This is a genomic window from Devosia faecipullorum, from assembly GCF_015158295.1.
Taxonomy (GTDB): domain Bacteria; phylum Pseudomonadota; class Alphaproteobacteria; order Rhizobiales; family Devosiaceae; genus Devosia; species Devosia faecipullorum.
The window spans coordinates 970,624-984,030 of record NZ_JACDXV010000001.1; the positions used below are offsets into that span (position 1 = coordinate 970,624).

The window sequence follows — 13,407 nt, forward strand, 5'->3', positions numbered from 1 at the left end:
TCCGCCTTGATTGCTACACCACGAACCTGAAGGACGACGCCATGGGCTTCCTCGACGACATCAAAAACAAGATTTTCGGCGCTCCGGCTCCCGCCGCCGCCCCCGCCAGCGTGGCAACGCCCGCTCCCTCTCCTGCTGCCGCCGCGCAGAAGCAGGCCGCACTCGATGCCGGCATGGAGGCCGCCAACAAGGTGATCGCCGAGGCCTTGGCCAAGAAGCAGGCCGAAGCCCAGGTTGACGTCGCCGCTATCCTTGACGCGGCCGTCGCCGCCTCCGGCCAGAAGCTCAACTGGAAAACGTCCATTGTCGACCTGATGAAGGCCCTCAACCTCGATTCCTCGCTCACCGCCCGCAAGGCGCTGGCCGACGAACTGGGCTATGAAGGCGACAAGTCCGACAGCGCCACCATGAACATCTGGCTGCACAAGCAGGTTCTGAGACGCTTGGCCGAAAATGGCGGCAAGGTGCCAGAAACTCTGCTGGCCTGATCTCTGCATCGTCTGCTGCGCGCATCCATCTGTGTCGGCAGGATGCGCCTGGCCGATTTGTGATCTGTCCCCTGCTGACATCGCGTGACAGGACACCCAATTAAGGGTCTCCTGTCCCCGCCCTGCCCTGCTGACCGAAAGCCCGCGCCATGGCCCCCAAATCCACCCGTCCGGGAAAAGCCGAATTCTCCATCGACGATTTCTTCGCCGAGATCGAGAAGGCTGAGGATTTGCAGGCCAACAAGCCGCTTTATGCCGAGCGCATGAAGAACAAGCGCGCGCTGGACCGCGCCGACCAGAAGCGCGCCGCCGAAGCGGCCCAGGCCGAGGAAGATGCTCGCAAGGCCCTTGCCCAGGCCGATAAGAAGAAGACCGCGCTCGAAAAGCGCCGCACCACCAAGACCAGCCACGACACCGCCACGGGCATGGCGAAAAAGACCGGCAAGACCAAGATCAATTCGGTCGATCGCGTCGATTTCGATGGTTTTGGCGAAGCGCCGCAGGCCGGGTTCGGTCACGTCCCCTCGTCGTCGCGTAGCGCGACCGACGCAGACCGGCCGCTTTCGGCCCGCGACATTTCCCGCGTGGCCGCCACCGATCCCGAAGCCATGGCCAAGGTGCGTGAAGCGCTCGACGCTTCGGTCAAGAAGAACAAGGCGAAAAAGCACGAGGACGTTTCGAACGCCACCACTGTCGGCGTCACCGCCACGGTGAAGGCGCTGGAACAGATCATCCTGCATGGCCGCAAGGAGGTGGAAGGCTCCGCCCCCTGGGTGCCGCATCGTCCCGAGCGCCCGGTCAAGAGCGGCGCCAGCAACCCCTTCCGCCTCGCCACCGATTATGTTCCCGCTGGCGACCAGCCGACGGCCATCGCCGAATTGGTGGAGGGCGTCGAAAATGGGGAGACCGATCAGGTTCTGCTCGGCGTTACCGGCTCGGGCAAGACCTTCACCGCCGCCCAGGTCATCGCCCGCACCCAGCGCCCGGCCCTGATCCTTGCGCCCAACAAGACGCTTGCCGCCCAGCTCTACAGCGAGTTCAAGGGCTTCTTCCCCGACAATGCCGTGGAATATTTCGTCTCCTATTACGACTATTACCAGCCCGAGGCCTATGTGCCCCGCACCGATACCTATATCGAGAAGGAATCCACCATCAACGAGCAGATCGACCGCATGCGCCACTCGGCCACGCGCGCGATCCTCGAACGCGATGACGTGATCATCGTCGCCTCGGTCTCCTGCATCTACGGCATCGGCTCGGTGGAAGATTACACCGCCATGACCATCGACGTGCAGAAGGGCGAAAAGATCGACCAGCGCCAGCTTTTGGCCAAGCTGGTCGCCCTGCAATACAAGCGCGGCGATACCGGTTTCGTGCGCGGCACTTTCCGCGTGCGCGGCGACACGGTCGAAATCTTCCCGGCCCACTATGAAGCCGCTGCCTGGCGCGTCACCCTGTTCGGCAACGAGGTCGAGGGCATCACCGAATTCGATCCGCTGACCGGCAAGAAAAGCGCCGACCTTACCTTCATCCGCGTCTATGCCAATTCCCACCACGTGACGCCGCGCACCACAATGAATCAGGCCATCAAGCTGATCCGCTCCGAACTGGCCGCGCGTCTCCAGGAACTCAACGGCGCCGGGCGTTTCCTCGAAGCCCAGCGGCTCGAGCAGCGCACGCTCTTCGATCTCGAAATGATGGAAGCCACCGGCTCCTGCGCCGGCATCGAGAATTATTCGCGCTATTTCTCCGGCCGCAAGCCGGGCGAACCGCCCCCGACCCTGTTCGAATATCTGCCCGACAACGCGCTGGTCTTCGTCGATGAGAGCCACGTCACCATCGGCCAGCTCGGCGCCATGTATCGCGGCGACCTCCGCCGCAAGGCGACGCTGGCCGAATATGGCTTCCGCCTCCCGAGCTGCATGGACAATCGCCCCCTCCGCTTCGAGGAGTGGAACGCCATGCGCCCGCAATCGGTCTATGTCTCGGCCACGCCGGGCTCCTGGGAAATGGAACAGACCGGCGGCGTCTTCGCCGAACAGGTCATCCGCCCCACCGGGCTCATCGATCCCCCGGTGGAAATCCGGCCCGCGACCCATCAGGTGGACGACGTCATCGACGAAATTCGCCAGACCATAAAGCAGGGCTACCGCACCCTGGTCACCGTCCTCACCAAGAAAATGGCCGAGGACTTGACCGAATATATGCACGAGCAGGGCATTCGCGTGCGTTACATGCACTCGGACGTGGACACGATCGAGCGCATCGAAATTATTCGCGATCTTCGTCTTGGGGCATTTGATGTTCTAGTCGGGATCAACCTCCTGCGCGAAGGCCTCGACATTCCCGAATGCGGTCTCGTCGCCATTCTCGACGCCGACAAGGAAGGGTTCCTGCGCTCGGAAACCTCATTGATCCAGACCATTGGCCGCGCCGCGCGCAACGTCGATGGCAAGGTGATCCTCTATGCCGACAAGGAAACCGGCTCGATGGAACGCGCCTTGGCCGAAACCAATCGCCGCCGCGAAAAGCAGGTGGCCTATAACCTTGCCAATGGCATCACCCCGCAATCGGTGAAGGCCCGCATCAACGACATCGTCGATTCCGTCTACGAAAAAGACCATGTCACGGTCAGCATCGGCAAGGGCAAGGACGGCAAGGAAAAGACCGTCACCGGCGACAACCTCGCCACCGTCATCAAGGATCTCGAACGCGAAATGCGCGAAGCTGCGACCAACCTCGAATTCGAAAAAGCCGCAAGGCTCAGGGACGAGGTCAAGCGGCTGCGGGAGATGGAGCTGGATACGCTCGAAGGCGAAGTGTCCTGAGGTTCGCCTTGAACCCGCCATGGCCTTCGCGCATTGAACAGGCACTCGTCTCAAAGGAGGCTCAGATGCGTAGCCTTGTCCGACCAGTTATCGCCGTTCTGGCGTTGCTGGCCCTCGCCCTTCCCGCTCAGGCCATGAATGTCACCGCCCGGGTTTCGGGCGGCGCCGTCGCGGTCCATACCGGCCCCGATGATCGCTTTCCCATTGTCGGCCGCATCGCCGACGGCACGGAAATCATTGTCGATTATTGCACCCAGACCGACAGCGACAGCCGGCGCGGCTCCTGGATCGGCGATGCCGGGCACACGCTCTGGCCCGCCGGAGCCAAGACCTTCTGCCGCATTCCCGATTATGGCTGGGTGGCGCGCAACCAGATCGTGGGGCGCGGCCTGGTCAATGTCACTCCGCCGGACTTTGCCGGCCCCGGCTGGTAAGTCGGGCCCGGCCTATAGCCAGCCGCCGAGTTCCCGCCGCACCATGTTTTCGAGGAAATCCATGCCGGTCGGCGTGGCGTTGAGGCAGGGGATATAGGCGAATTTCTCACCACCCGCCGCGAGGAAGCTTTCCTTGCCGCCAATGGCGATTTCTTCCAGCGTCTCGATACAATCCGCATGGAAGGCCGGAGCCAGAACCGCCACCTTTTTCAGCCCCTGCCCCGGCAGCGCTTCCAGCGTCTTGTCGGTATAGGGTTGCAGCCATTCGGTCGGCCCGAACCGGCTCTGGAAGGTGACCATCAGTTTGTCCTTGGGCCAGCCCAGATAGTCGCGCAACAGCCGCGTCGTCTTGTGGCACTGGCAATAATAGGGATCGCCCTTCTGGTGATATTCCACCGGCATGCCGTGATAGGAGGTCAGCACCACGTCCGGCTCGAAATCCAGCTTTGCGACGCCCTCGCGGATCGAATCGCCCAAAGCCGCGATATAGGCCGGATCGTCGTAATAGGCCGGCGCGGTGCGCACTGCCGGCTGCCAGCGCATGGTGCGCAGGGCGTCGAATGCCTTGTCATTGGCCGTCGCCGTCGTGGTCGCCGAATATTGCGGATAGAGCGGCACCAACAGGATGCGCTGACAGCCCGCGGCCTGCATCTTGTCGAGCACCGAGCGGGTGGACGGATTGCCATAGCGCATGGCGAATTCGACCATGACGCCGTCCCCTCTCAGCCGTTCGGCGAGGTTCTCGGTCTGCTCGCGGGTGATGACGCGCAGCGGGCTTTCGTTTTTGTCCTTGTCCCAGATCTGCGCATAGGCATGGCCGCTCTTTTGCGGCCGGAACGACAGGATGATCAAATTGAGGATCGGCCACCAGACCAGCTTGTTGGTCTCGATGACGCGCGGATCGGAAAGAAACTCCCGCAGATAGCGGCGCACGTTCCAATAATCGGTGCCGTCCGGCGTCCCCAGATTGAGCAGCAGCACCCCGATCTTCTGCGTGGGCATGGCGGGATGGTTCGGAGGCAGATGTTCGGACATTGGGGCCAGTTTGGAAAAGTTCCAGAATTTGGCGCACCTTACCCACTTCCGCCCTCTTCGCAAGGCGGCGATGGGTCGCGCAAGGATTTGATCTGGATCAGGGCCTAGAGGCTGGCCATCAGCAGCAGAATACCGAAGCCGAGCACGAAAATCGCCCCCGCCAGCTCGGCCCACCACAGCACATGTCCGGCCAATGCGCTATTCGCGCCGCCGATGCGCGCGGCCAATCCCTTGGCGGCGACCGCCAGGCTTGCCAGCGCCGCCACAGTGATCGCCGTGCCCAGAGCCATCAACAGCACCGAGACCAATCCAGCGGCCAGCACTCCCTGCGACAGCGCGAAAACCAGCACCACCAGCGCCCCGGAACAAGGCCGCATGCCCACGGCGAGCACGACACCCAATTGCTCTCGCCAGTCGCCGCGAATATCTCCCGGCCCCACGGCATGATGCATATGCTCGTGGTGGTCATGGTCATGCCCGTGATGGTGATGGTGGCTGTGCCCCCAACCAAAAATCTTGCGCAGGACCAGCCAGAGGCCGAGCAGCACCACCAATCCATAGGAGAGCACGCCCACCCAATGAGCCGCATCGCCCATGGCCGTGCTGGTCAGGTTCAGCACGCCGGCGAGGATCAGCACGAAGCCGATCGCCACCAGGGCCTGAATCAGCGCCGAAATCGCGCTCAGCGCGATGCCCTGGCGCAATTGCCGCTCATTGGCCAGCATATAGGACGAGATCACCACCTTGCCGTGTCCGGGGCCGGCAGCGTGAAAGATGCCATAGAGAAAACTCAACCCGCCCAGCACCCAGAACGCCGTCCAGTCCGTTCTGAGAGCATCCAGCGCGCCGGTCATCGCGGCGTAGAAGTCGCGTTGCCGGTTCTGCAACCAGCCAAAAAATCCGGTCTGCGGCAGGTTGAGCCCCACTTCCGGCGGCGGTCCGCCAAAGGGCGTGGCCGGGCGGCTCTGCGCCACCTGGTTTACCGCTTCCAGGGCCGTCGCGGCAGGTTGGGCCGGGCCGCAGGACAGCACGATCATGCCCTGGGTGCCGCGCATCGCCGCCGCCAGGTCGGGCGGCAATTCCAGCACTTCCGGCCCCAGCGCATAAAGCCGCTCCTCGACCGCCCGCGACATGGGCGTGGGCGGTTCCAGATGCACCGCACAATCCTCGCCCTCCCCATTCAACCGCACATCGGCTACGTCGTCGAAGCTGATGGCCACGTAATATTCGGCGTCATAGACACCCAGTTCGAACCGCTCCTCGACCGCCTGCGGCTCCAGCGCCGCAATGGAAAAATCCAGGGTGACCCTGTTGTTCTCGTAGCGCATGCGCTGGTCGCCCATGGCCCTGAAGGCCATGTTGTCGCCGGCCACCGTATAGAACCCGAAATCGGCGAGGCTGAGTGTATTCTCGTCCGCCAGCTCCTGCATTTCCTCCGGCGTCACCACGCCATTGCCGTCGCTGTCGAGCCCTTGCACCATCCACACCGAAAAGGCGGTGTCGAAGGTCCAGCTATGGCTCAGCGTCGTGACGCGCCCCTGCTCGTCCAGGCTGACGCCGACCTGCGCATCGATGAAGATATGGGGATGGGCTGTCGCCGGCTGCGCCAGTCCCGGCAGCATCGCCGCAGCCATGGCCAAACCGAGCCAAAAGCGCGAAAAACCCAAGATTGCCTGCCCCTATTTGATCGGGTGGAGGGCGAACCATTCCACCAGATGGTCGATCAGCGCCCGCACCTTGCCGGCCAGATGCCGCCGATGCGGATAGACCGCCTGCAAGGTCTGCCCTTTGGGCAGAAAATCGCCCAGCACGGGGATCAGCTCGCCGCGCTCCACCGCCGGATCGGCGAGATAGGATGGCAACATGACGAAACCGAGTCCCATGATCGAGGCCGCCCGCGCCGCCAGCGGCGAATTGACCCGCAAGGGCCCGCTGACCGGCACGGAAATGGTTTTTTCGTCCTCGGTGAAGCGCCAGTTCGTCTGCCCCTGCAAATTGACATCGATGATGCAGGGCAGATGCCGCAGATCTTCGGGATGGCTGGGCGTGCCCACCCGCTTGAGCAGGTCAGGCGAAGCGCCGGCGACCACATGCATGTCGGCGATCTTGCGGGCGATCAGCGAGGAATCGGCCAGCGTGGAAATCCGCAGCGCAACGTCGAGCCCCTCATCCACCAGATCGACATAGCGGTCCTCCAGTCGCAGATCGAGCGACACTTTGGGATATTTTCTGAGATATTCGAAAATGGCCGGGGCCAGCGTGGATTCACCGAAATTGCGCGGCGCCGACACGCGCAGCAGGCCGCGCGGCTCGCTGGTCTGTTCGCTGATCGTGGCGTCGAGATCATCGAGCTGCTGCAACAGGCCCGAGGCCTCGCGATAATAGGCTTCCCCCGCTTCGGTCAGGCTGAGCTTGCGGGTGGTGCGGTTCATCAGCCGCACGCCTAGATAATCTTCCAGATCGGTCACATATTTGGAGAGCAGCGCCTTGGAGCGCCCATGCTGGCGCGCCGCCGCTGAAAAGCCGCCGGCATCGAAAACCTGAACGAAGGCGCGGATACGGGCAATGTCCTGCGTCATGGCAATCCGTTCAGGTTTTTAGGGTCGATCGACGCATAACTCATCTGCGTGGAGTGAACAATAACACCCCTTGGTCGTTGGAGGATTAACGATAGGATGGGATGCCCAATCGACGCAGACCAGGAGTTCGGACTATTTTCGTGCCCATGTCCAAGCCCTCTTCACGATCAGCGCTTTATCGGCTCATTGAGGCCGGCCAATTGGCGCACAAGGCTCTCCTGGTGCCGCTCCTCGAAAAGGGGCTCGAGCCGGGCGACGATGCCGTCTTGTTCGTGTTGGGCCGTTCGGGCACCACCGAGACCGACCTCGCCGAAGAACTGGGCCTGCCCATCGATCACCTGGCGTCCCGGCTTGAGCGGCTTGCCGGTCGCGACCTCATCACCCGCCAGGCTGTCGGCTCCCAATTGCAGCCGGGCATAGCGCTCACCGAGCGGGGCCTGCGCATCCGCAACAATCTGGCCGATCACTGGGCGCAATTGGAAGAAGCGCTCCTGGGCGAACTCAAGCCCAAGCACCGCAAGCGCTTCGCCGAAACCCTGGGCCGCTTCGTCGAACTGCTGCGCCTCTGAATCCATTCAGCCGGGCCGGAGCGCAATCCCCGCCGCCGCGCTGCCCTCGATCCCGACCCGAGGGCCAATTCCCGCACGCAAGATACCGGCAGCCGCTCCCGCGCTCCGACACCGCCCGCCGGACAAGGCGGAACTCTGCTCCTTTTCCCACCGTTTTCGGCTTAACGCTTCGTTCAGGTTAGGTTCATGCGCGCCGCGATTAATTAGCGCCAAGGCTTGAACGCCAGAACGCATTGAAAGGAGCCCATCATGGCCCTCAACAGGAAACTGCTCACCGCCGGACTGGCCACCTTCGGTTTGCTGGTCACCACCATCGCCGCTTCGGCGGCCCCCGCCATCGCCACCGGCAATGTCAATGTGCGCACCGGCCCCGGCACCAGCTATGGCGTTGTGGACACGCTGCGCCGCGGCGAACAGGTCGACGTGCAATATTGCCGTGGTTCCTGGTGCTATGTGGACAAGCGCGGCCCCGATGGCTGGGTCTCGGCCAATTACCTGAGCTATGACCGCGGCTGGGATCGCCCGCCTGCCCCGCCGCCGGTCTGGACGCCCCCACGTCCGCAGCCTCCGGTCTGGACGCCGCCCCGTCCGCAGCCGCCGCATTGGGGCAATCCGCGTCCGCCGCGTCCGCAGCCGCAGCCGCCGCATTGGAACCCCAATCCGACTCCGAGCTACCCCGCCTATCCCAATCCGGGCGGCAGCTTCTGCTTTAATGGTCCCAATGGCTATTTCTGCATGAACAGCTAAACTGATACCGAGAAGCGCGCCGCCCGAAAGGGCGGCGCGCAACCTTATTCGTGCCCCGGAATTGCCTCTTCCCGCGCCACCACCACCTTGCGTGTCCGCTCCCGCCACATCACCACCAGCCCCGCCGCGACGATGATCGAGGCTCCGAGCAGCGAGACGGCGTCGATCCAATGTCCGAACACCACGATGGACAGCACAATCGCCCAGGGCAGCGAAAAATAATTGAACGGCTGCAAGACGCTGGCCGGCGCCATGCTCAGCGCATAGACCATCACCCCATGCCCGGCGCAGGTAGTGGCCACGATGAGCACCACCAGCCCGAAATAGCCCCAGCTCATCTCCTGCCAGAAGAAAATGCCGACGCTTGAGGACAGAACCAGTCCTACCAGGGCCATATAGGTAAGGCTGGTCGCGGCGCTGTCGACGCTGCTCACCTTGCGGGTGATGACGATATAAAACGCGTAGATCGTCGCCGAGGCCAGCGCATAGGCCAGGCCCCAATCGAGCGGAATTCCGCCCGGCCGCATGATCACCAGCGCGCCGAGAAAGCCGACGCCCACCGCCGCAAAACGGAATCTTCCGACCTTTTCGCCGAGGATCGGAATGGCGAACAGCGTCACCAGCAGCGGATAGACGATGACGACCGCCTGCAATTCACCCAGCGGCACGCTACGCAGCGCCAGCGCGAAGAACCAGATATCGGCGATCAGCAGCACGCCGCGCAGCACCTGCCAGCCGGGCGCGCGCGACGCCAGCGCCTTTCGCAACGGCGCCTGCCGCGCCACGATGATCAGCGCGAAAATGGCAAAGCCCCAATAGCGCATCATGGTGATGAGAAAGGGTGAATAGGTCTGCACGAGAATTTTGGAAATCGCATCCTGGACCCCGAACACGCCGATGGTGATCAGGGTGAGAAGAATGGCGCGCCCGACCTGATCGGGGCGTGGCGGCAATGCGGAGGCAGGCATGATGCTGATGCTCGAAACAGAGAACGTCCCGCTGCCTGTAGCAGCGGGACGCCGGCAAACCTATATCAAGGCTGAAAGCATGTGCCCCAAGGCGGGCACATGCGTGAAAACGCAGAAACTAATGTGATCAGGACTTCGCCGTGGCCGATTTGATGGCGCCGGCAATCGCCGTCAGCAATCCGCCGCCGACCAGCCCGGTCACACCCTGTCCGGCCAGGGCGCCGATGTCGAAGCTCCCTGCTGTCCCGGCGGCGCCCGCCGCCGCCCCGACAAGGCCGTCGAGCCCCGGAATCATCCCGGCAAGCCAGGTTCCGGCCAGCCCGCCAATGGCCCCGACGATGGAATTGCCGGCCGTGCCCAGATTGAGCTGCTTGGCCAATTGGCCCACTACATTGCCCCCGGCGCCGCCGGTGACCAATTGCACCAGAATCGGAACAATTGCTTCCATAACTACCCCTCCTCCTGTTTCCTCCGAGTCGGTCACTCGAAGACAGGAGGCAGGCTACGCCTGTTTGCGGCAGAGGCAAATGGGAAACCTGCTGCCAGTCCCTGTCATGGCCACAGCCTAGATGCGCTCCGGCCGCACGCACCGATTGAAGCAATGCCCCGTTCCGGCCTAAGGTCCACAGGATGCGACAGACAGTTCAGACCATTCCGAATCAGGCCGGCTCCGTGGCCCTTGTCACCGGCGCCGGGGACCGCATCGGCGCGGCCATCGCCTTCGCGCTGGCCATGGAAGGGCATGCCGTCGTCATTCACTATCGCTCCGACGCCGCCGGGGCCAAAGCCGTTCGCGCCCGCATCCGTCGCGAGGGCGGCCGCGCCGAAATAATCAAGGCCGACCTCGGCAAGCGCACCCAGCGCGCCACGCTGATCGCCCGCGCCGCCGCCTTTTTCGGCCCGCTCACCCTGCTCATCAACAATGCCTCGATCTTCGAGCCCGATGCCGCAAGCGATCTCGACGAGACGCTGTGGGACGCCCATTTCGCCGTTCACGCCGAGGCTCCTGTCTTCCTGGCCCGTGATTTCGCCGCCCAGCTGCCCCAGGGTATCGAGGGCAATATCATCAACATGATCGATGAGCGGGTTCTCCATCCAACGCCGGCATTTTTCAGCTATTACCTGTCCAAATCCGTGCTCTGGACCGCGACCCGCACCCTGGCGCAATCCTTCGCCCCCCATATCCGCGTCAATGCCATCGGCCCCGGCCCGGTCCTGCCCAATTCGCGCCAGAGTCAGGCCGAATTCGATGCCTCGGTCGCGGCGCTGCCGCTGCAAACTCACGCCGGCCCCGAAGCCATAGCGCGCGCCATCCTGGCCATAATCGCCATGCCGTCCTTCACCGGCCAGATGCTGGCGCTCGATGGCGGCGAACATCTCGAATTTGCGCCCCGCAACGGCCCCACGCCCCGATCATGACCGACCAGACCACTCCGCCCGCATCTGGCCCGGAGGTCATCCGGGCCTTCGTGCGCACCCTGCCCGCCGCCCCCGGCGTCTACCGCATGCTCGATGCTGAGGGTGAGGTCATGTATGTGGGCAAGGCCCGCAATCTCAAGGCGCGCGTCACCAATTACACCCGGCCCGACGGTCTCGAACTGCGCCTCCAGCGCATGATCGCCTCGACCGTCAGCATGGAATTCGTCCGCACCGAGACCGAATCCGAAGCGCTGCTGCTCGAAGCCAATATGATCAAGCGCCTGAAGCCGCGCTTCAACGTGCTTCTGCGCGACGACAAGAGCTTCCCCTATATTCTCATCGCCACCGATCACGAAGCGCCCGAACTTACCAAGCATCGCGGCACGCGCCGCCGTCCCGGTCATTATTTCGGCCCCTTCGCTTCGGCCACCGCCGTGGGCCGCACCATAGCGAGCCTCCAAAAGGCGTTCCTGTTGCGCAATTGCTCGGACAGCTTTTACGCCGCCCGCACAAGGCCCTGCCTGCAATTCCAGATCAAGCGCTGCGCTGCGCCCTGTACGCGCGAAATCAGCCTTGAAGCCTATGGCGATCTGGTCGAGGACGCCCGCCTGTTCCTCTCCGGCAAATCGCGCAGCGTGCAGGAGCATCTTCAGGCCGATATGAACAGCGCTGCCGAAAATCTCGATTTCGAACGCGCCGCCATGATCCGCGACCGGCTTTCGGCGCTGGCGCTCATCCAGTCCCAGGGCGACGCCACCGCCCGCTCGGTCGAGGAAGCGGACGTCTTCGCCATCCATCACGAAGGCGGCCAGTTCTGCGTGCAGGTCTTCTTCTTCCGGGCTTTCCAGAACTGGGGCAATTACCCCTATCGCCCCCGCGCCGATGCCAGTCTCAGCGATGCCGAAGTGCTGGAAGCCTTTATCGGCCAGTTTTACGAAAACCGCACCCCCGCCCGCCTCGTGCTCGTCAGCCACGAGTTGAGCGAACACTCGCTCATGGAGGAGGCGCTGTCGAGCCGCGCTGGCCGCCGGGTCTATATTGAACAGCCCCAGCGCGGCGAAAAGCGCGACCTGGTCAATCACGCGCTGACCAATGCCCGCGAAGCGCTCAGCCGCCAATTGGCCGAGGGCGCTTCCCACCGCGCCCTCCTCGAAGGGGTCGCTGAAACCTTTGGTCTCGAAGAGGTGCCGCGCCGCATCGAAACCTACGACAATTCCCATATTTCGGGCACCAACATGGTCGGCGCCATGGTCGTTGCCGGCGAGGAAGGCTTTTCCAAAAAGCATTACCGCACCTTCAACATCAAATCCGACATCACCGCCGGCGACGATTTCGGCATGATGCGCGAAGTGCTGACCCGCCGCTTCACCCGCCTCGCCAATGACAGCGACACCGACGCCGAAGACGACAATACCGGCATGCCCGATTGGCCCGATCTGGTGTTCATCGATGGCGGCGCCGGGCAGATGAGCGCCGTGCGCGGGGTCATCGCCGAGCTCAACCTGCCCAAGGAAGTGATCTTTATCGGCATCGCCAAGGGCGAAGATCGCGATGCGGGCCGCGAGAAATTCTTCATGGAAGGCCGCGAGGCCTTCATGCTGCCGCATCGCGATCCGGTGCTCTATTACGTGCAGCGCCTGCGCGACGAGGCCCACCGCTTCGCCATCGGCACCCACCGCGCCCGCCGCAAGAAGGAGCAGGTGAAAAACCCGCTCGATGAAATCGAGGGCATCGGCCCCACCCGCAAGCGCGCCCTGCTTCACCATTTCGGCTCCGCCAAGGCCGTCTCCCGCGCCAGCCTCGCCGACCTCGAATCCGTCCCCACTATCTCCAAGGCCATGGCGCAGCTGATCTACGATCACTTCAATCGCGGCTGAGCCCGGCAAAGGCCGGGGCGGCGGATCGAACCTTTCCGCCAAATTTCCGTCGAAATCGGCTCGCTCCATTCGTCGCATCGGCATCGTAGCCAAAGGAGCCCCCGATGAAATTCCTCACCATGGTCAAGACCCTCAACCCCGAAGTGGCGAGCGAGCCGCCGGCCGAGCTGATGTCGGCCATCGTCCAGTTGGGCATGGAGGCCGGCCCGCGCATGAAGGAAACCGGCGGCATGGCGCTCGCCGGCACCGTCACCACCAAAAACGGCATGCTGACCACGGACGGCCCCTTCGCCGAAGCCAAGGAACAGGTGGGCGGCTACGCCATCTACGAACTGGAAACCGACGCCGAAATGGTCGAATGGACTCGCCGTTTCGTCGAGCTCCACCGCCAGCACTGGCCGCATTGGGACGGCGAGATCACCATCCTGCAATTGCAGCAATTCACCATGGGCGGCTGACCGCG

13 protein-coding genes and 1 pseudogene are annotated in these 13,407 nt (G+C 63.4%); 9 read left to right on the forward strand and 5 right to left on the reverse strand.

What is annotated here, in order from left to right; translation table 11 throughout:
* The first annotated feature begins 41 nt into the window (after window positions 1-41).
* From H0482_RS04820 to H0482_RS04830, 3 genes and pseudogenes are all read left to right on the forward strand, one after another.
* Entirely contained in the window at window positions 42-488 is a 447-nt protein-coding gene (locus tag H0482_RS04820; RefSeq protein ID WP_193728859.1) for a DUF3597 domain-containing protein, read from the forward strand.
* Between the two features lie 695 nt (window positions 489-1,183).
* A pseudogene (gene uvrB / locus H0482_RS04825) lies at window positions 1,184-3,289 on the forward strand (excinuclease ABC subunit UvrB); the annotation flags it as partial.
* Between the two features lie 92 nt (window positions 3,290-3,381).
* Window positions 3,382-3,750 carry an SH3 domain-containing protein gene (locus tag H0482_RS04830; protein ID WP_193728860.1) on the forward strand — a complete coding sequence of 123 codons (369 nt, stop codon included), beginning with the start codon at window positions 3,382-3,384 and terminating at the stop codon, window positions 3,748-3,750.
* Window positions 3,751-3,762: 12 nt separating this feature from the next.
* On the opposite strand, the gene hemH is transcribed toward H0482_RS04830, so the two are convergent.
* From hemH to H0482_RS04845, 3 genes are all read right to left on the reverse strand, one after another.
* Window positions 3,763-4,785, reverse strand: coding sequence for a ferrochelatase (gene hemH / locus H0482_RS04835; protein ID WP_193728861.1), 1,023 nt, complete (start codon window positions 4,783-4,785; stop codon window positions 3,763-3,765).
* 104 nt (window positions 4,786-4,889) lie between these two features.
* Window positions 4,890-6,419, reverse strand: coding sequence for a HoxN/HupN/NixA family nickel/cobalt transporter (locus H0482_RS04840; RefSeq protein WP_193728862.1), 1,530 nt, complete (start codon window positions 6,417-6,419; stop codon window positions 4,890-4,892).
* Between the two features lie 45 nt (window positions 6,420-6,464).
* The gene (locus H0482_RS04845) at window positions 6,465-7,364 is read right to left on the reverse strand and encodes a LysR family transcriptional regulator (protein WP_193728863.1); all 900 of its coding nucleotides are present in this window, start codon (window positions 7,362-7,364) and stop codon (window positions 6,465-6,467) included.
* Between the two features lie 140 nt (window positions 7,365-7,504).
* On the opposite strand from H0482_RS04845, the gene H0482_RS04850 reads away from it, so the two are divergent.
* Both H0482_RS04850 and H0482_RS04855 read left to right on the forward strand, forming a co-directional pair.
* Window positions 7,505-7,933 carry a MarR family winged helix-turn-helix transcriptional regulator gene (locus H0482_RS04850; protein ID WP_193728864.1) on the forward strand — a complete coding sequence of 143 codons (429 nt, stop codon included), beginning with the start codon at window positions 7,505-7,507 and terminating at the stop codon, window positions 7,931-7,933.
* Window positions 7,934-8,182: 249 nt separating this feature from the next.
* A complete protein-coding gene (locus H0482_RS04855; RefSeq protein WP_193728865.1) occupies window positions 8,183-8,680 on the forward strand; it encodes an SH3 domain-containing protein in 498 nt (165 codons plus the stop codon).
* 44 nt (window positions 8,681-8,724) lie between these two features.
* Here the strand turns inward: H0482_RS04855 and H0482_RS04860 are convergent, their stop codons facing one another.
* Window positions 8,725-9,648: a DMT family transporter gene (locus tag H0482_RS04860; RefSeq protein WP_193728866.1), complete on the reverse strand. Its 924-nt coding sequence runs from the start codon at window positions 9,646-9,648 to the stop codon at window positions 8,725-8,727.
* Between H0482_RS04860 and H0482_RS16765 the strand changes: the two genes are divergently transcribed.
* Complete coding sequence (locus tag H0482_RS16765) at window positions 9,647-9,775, forward strand: hypothetical protein (protein ID WP_269144657.1); 129 nt, start codon at window positions 9,647-9,649, stop codon at window positions 9,773-9,775. The two genes, H0482_RS04860 and H0482_RS16765, sit on opposite strands and share 2 nt — an antisense overlap.
* Here H0482_RS16765 and H0482_RS04865 read toward each other — a convergent pair whose 3' ends face one another.
* The gene (locus tag H0482_RS04865) at window positions 9,776-10,096 is read right to left on the reverse strand and encodes a hypothetical protein (RefSeq protein WP_193728867.1); all 321 of its coding nucleotides are present in this window, start codon (window positions 10,094-10,096) and stop codon (window positions 9,776-9,778) included.
* Window positions 10,097-10,278: 182 nt separating this feature from the next.
* Here H0482_RS04865 and H0482_RS04870 point away from each other — a divergent pair, with 182 nt between their 5' ends.
* From H0482_RS04870 to H0482_RS04880, 3 genes are all read left to right on the forward strand, one after another.
* Window positions 10,279-11,067, forward strand: a complete 789-nt coding sequence (locus H0482_RS04870; RefSeq protein WP_193728868.1) for an SDR family oxidoreductase — start codon at window positions 10,279-10,281, stop codon at window positions 11,065-11,067.
* A complete protein-coding gene (uvrC, locus tag H0482_RS04875) occupies window positions 11,064-12,944 on the forward strand; it encodes an excinuclease ABC subunit UvrC (protein ID WP_193728869.1) in 1,881 nt (626 codons plus the stop codon). The genes H0482_RS04870 and uvrC overlap by 4 nt, the downstream gene beginning before the upstream one ends.
* Before the next feature lie 104 nt (window positions 12,945-13,048).
* On the forward strand, window positions 13,049-13,402 hold the full coding sequence (locus H0482_RS04880) for a YciI family protein (RefSeq protein WP_193728870.1): 354 nt from the start codon (window positions 13,049-13,051) through the stop codon (window positions 13,400-13,402).
* Window positions 13,403-13,407 lie beyond the last annotated feature (5 nt).

Bases quoted from the DNA above. Each gene is read 5' to 3' on its own strand.
- H0482_RS04820 (WP_193728859.1), top strand. From the start codon at position 42: ATGGGCTTCCTCGACGACATCAAAAACAAGATTTTCGGCGCTCCGGCT.
- H0482_RS04830 (WP_193728860.1), top strand. From the start codon at position 3,382: ATGCGTAGCCTTGTCCGACCAGTTATCGCCGTTCTGGCGTTGCTGGCC.
- hemH (WP_193728861.1), bottom strand. From the start codon at position 4,785: ATGTCCGAACATCTGCCTCCGAACCATCCCGCCATGCCCACGCAGAAG.
- H0482_RS04840 (WP_193728862.1), bottom strand. From the start codon at position 6,419: ATGGCTGCGGCGATGCTGCCGGGACTGGCGCAGCCGGCGACAGCCCAT.
- H0482_RS04845 (WP_193728863.1), bottom strand. From the start codon at position 7,364: ATGACGCAGGACATTGCCCGTATCCGCGCCTTCGTTCAGGTTTTCGAT.
- H0482_RS04855 (WP_193728865.1), top strand. From the start codon at position 8,183: ATGGCCCTCAACAGGAAACTGCTCACCGCCGGACTGGCCACCTTCGGT.
- H0482_RS16765 (WP_269144657.1), top strand. From the start codon at position 9,647: ATGATGCTGATGCTCGAAACAGAGAACGTCCCGCTGCCTGTAGCAGCG.
- H0482_RS04860 (WP_193728866.1), bottom strand. From the start codon at position 9,648: ATGCCTGCCTCCGCATTGCCGCCACGCCCCGATCAGGTCGGGCGCGCC.
- H0482_RS04865 (WP_193728867.1), bottom strand. From the start codon at position 10,096: ATGGAAGCAATTGTTCCGATTCTGGTGCAATTGGTCACCGGCGGCGCC.
- H0482_RS04870 (WP_193728868.1), top strand. From the start codon at position 10,279: ATGCGACAGACAGTTCAGACCATTCCGAATCAGGCCGGCTCCGTGGCC.
- uvrC (WP_193728869.1), top strand. From the start codon at position 11,064: ATGACCGACCAGACCACTCCGCCCGCATCTGGCCCGGAGGTCATCCGG.
- H0482_RS04880 (WP_193728870.1), top strand. From the start codon at position 13,049: ATGAAATTCCTCACCATGGTCAAGACCCTCAACCCCGAAGTGGCGAGC.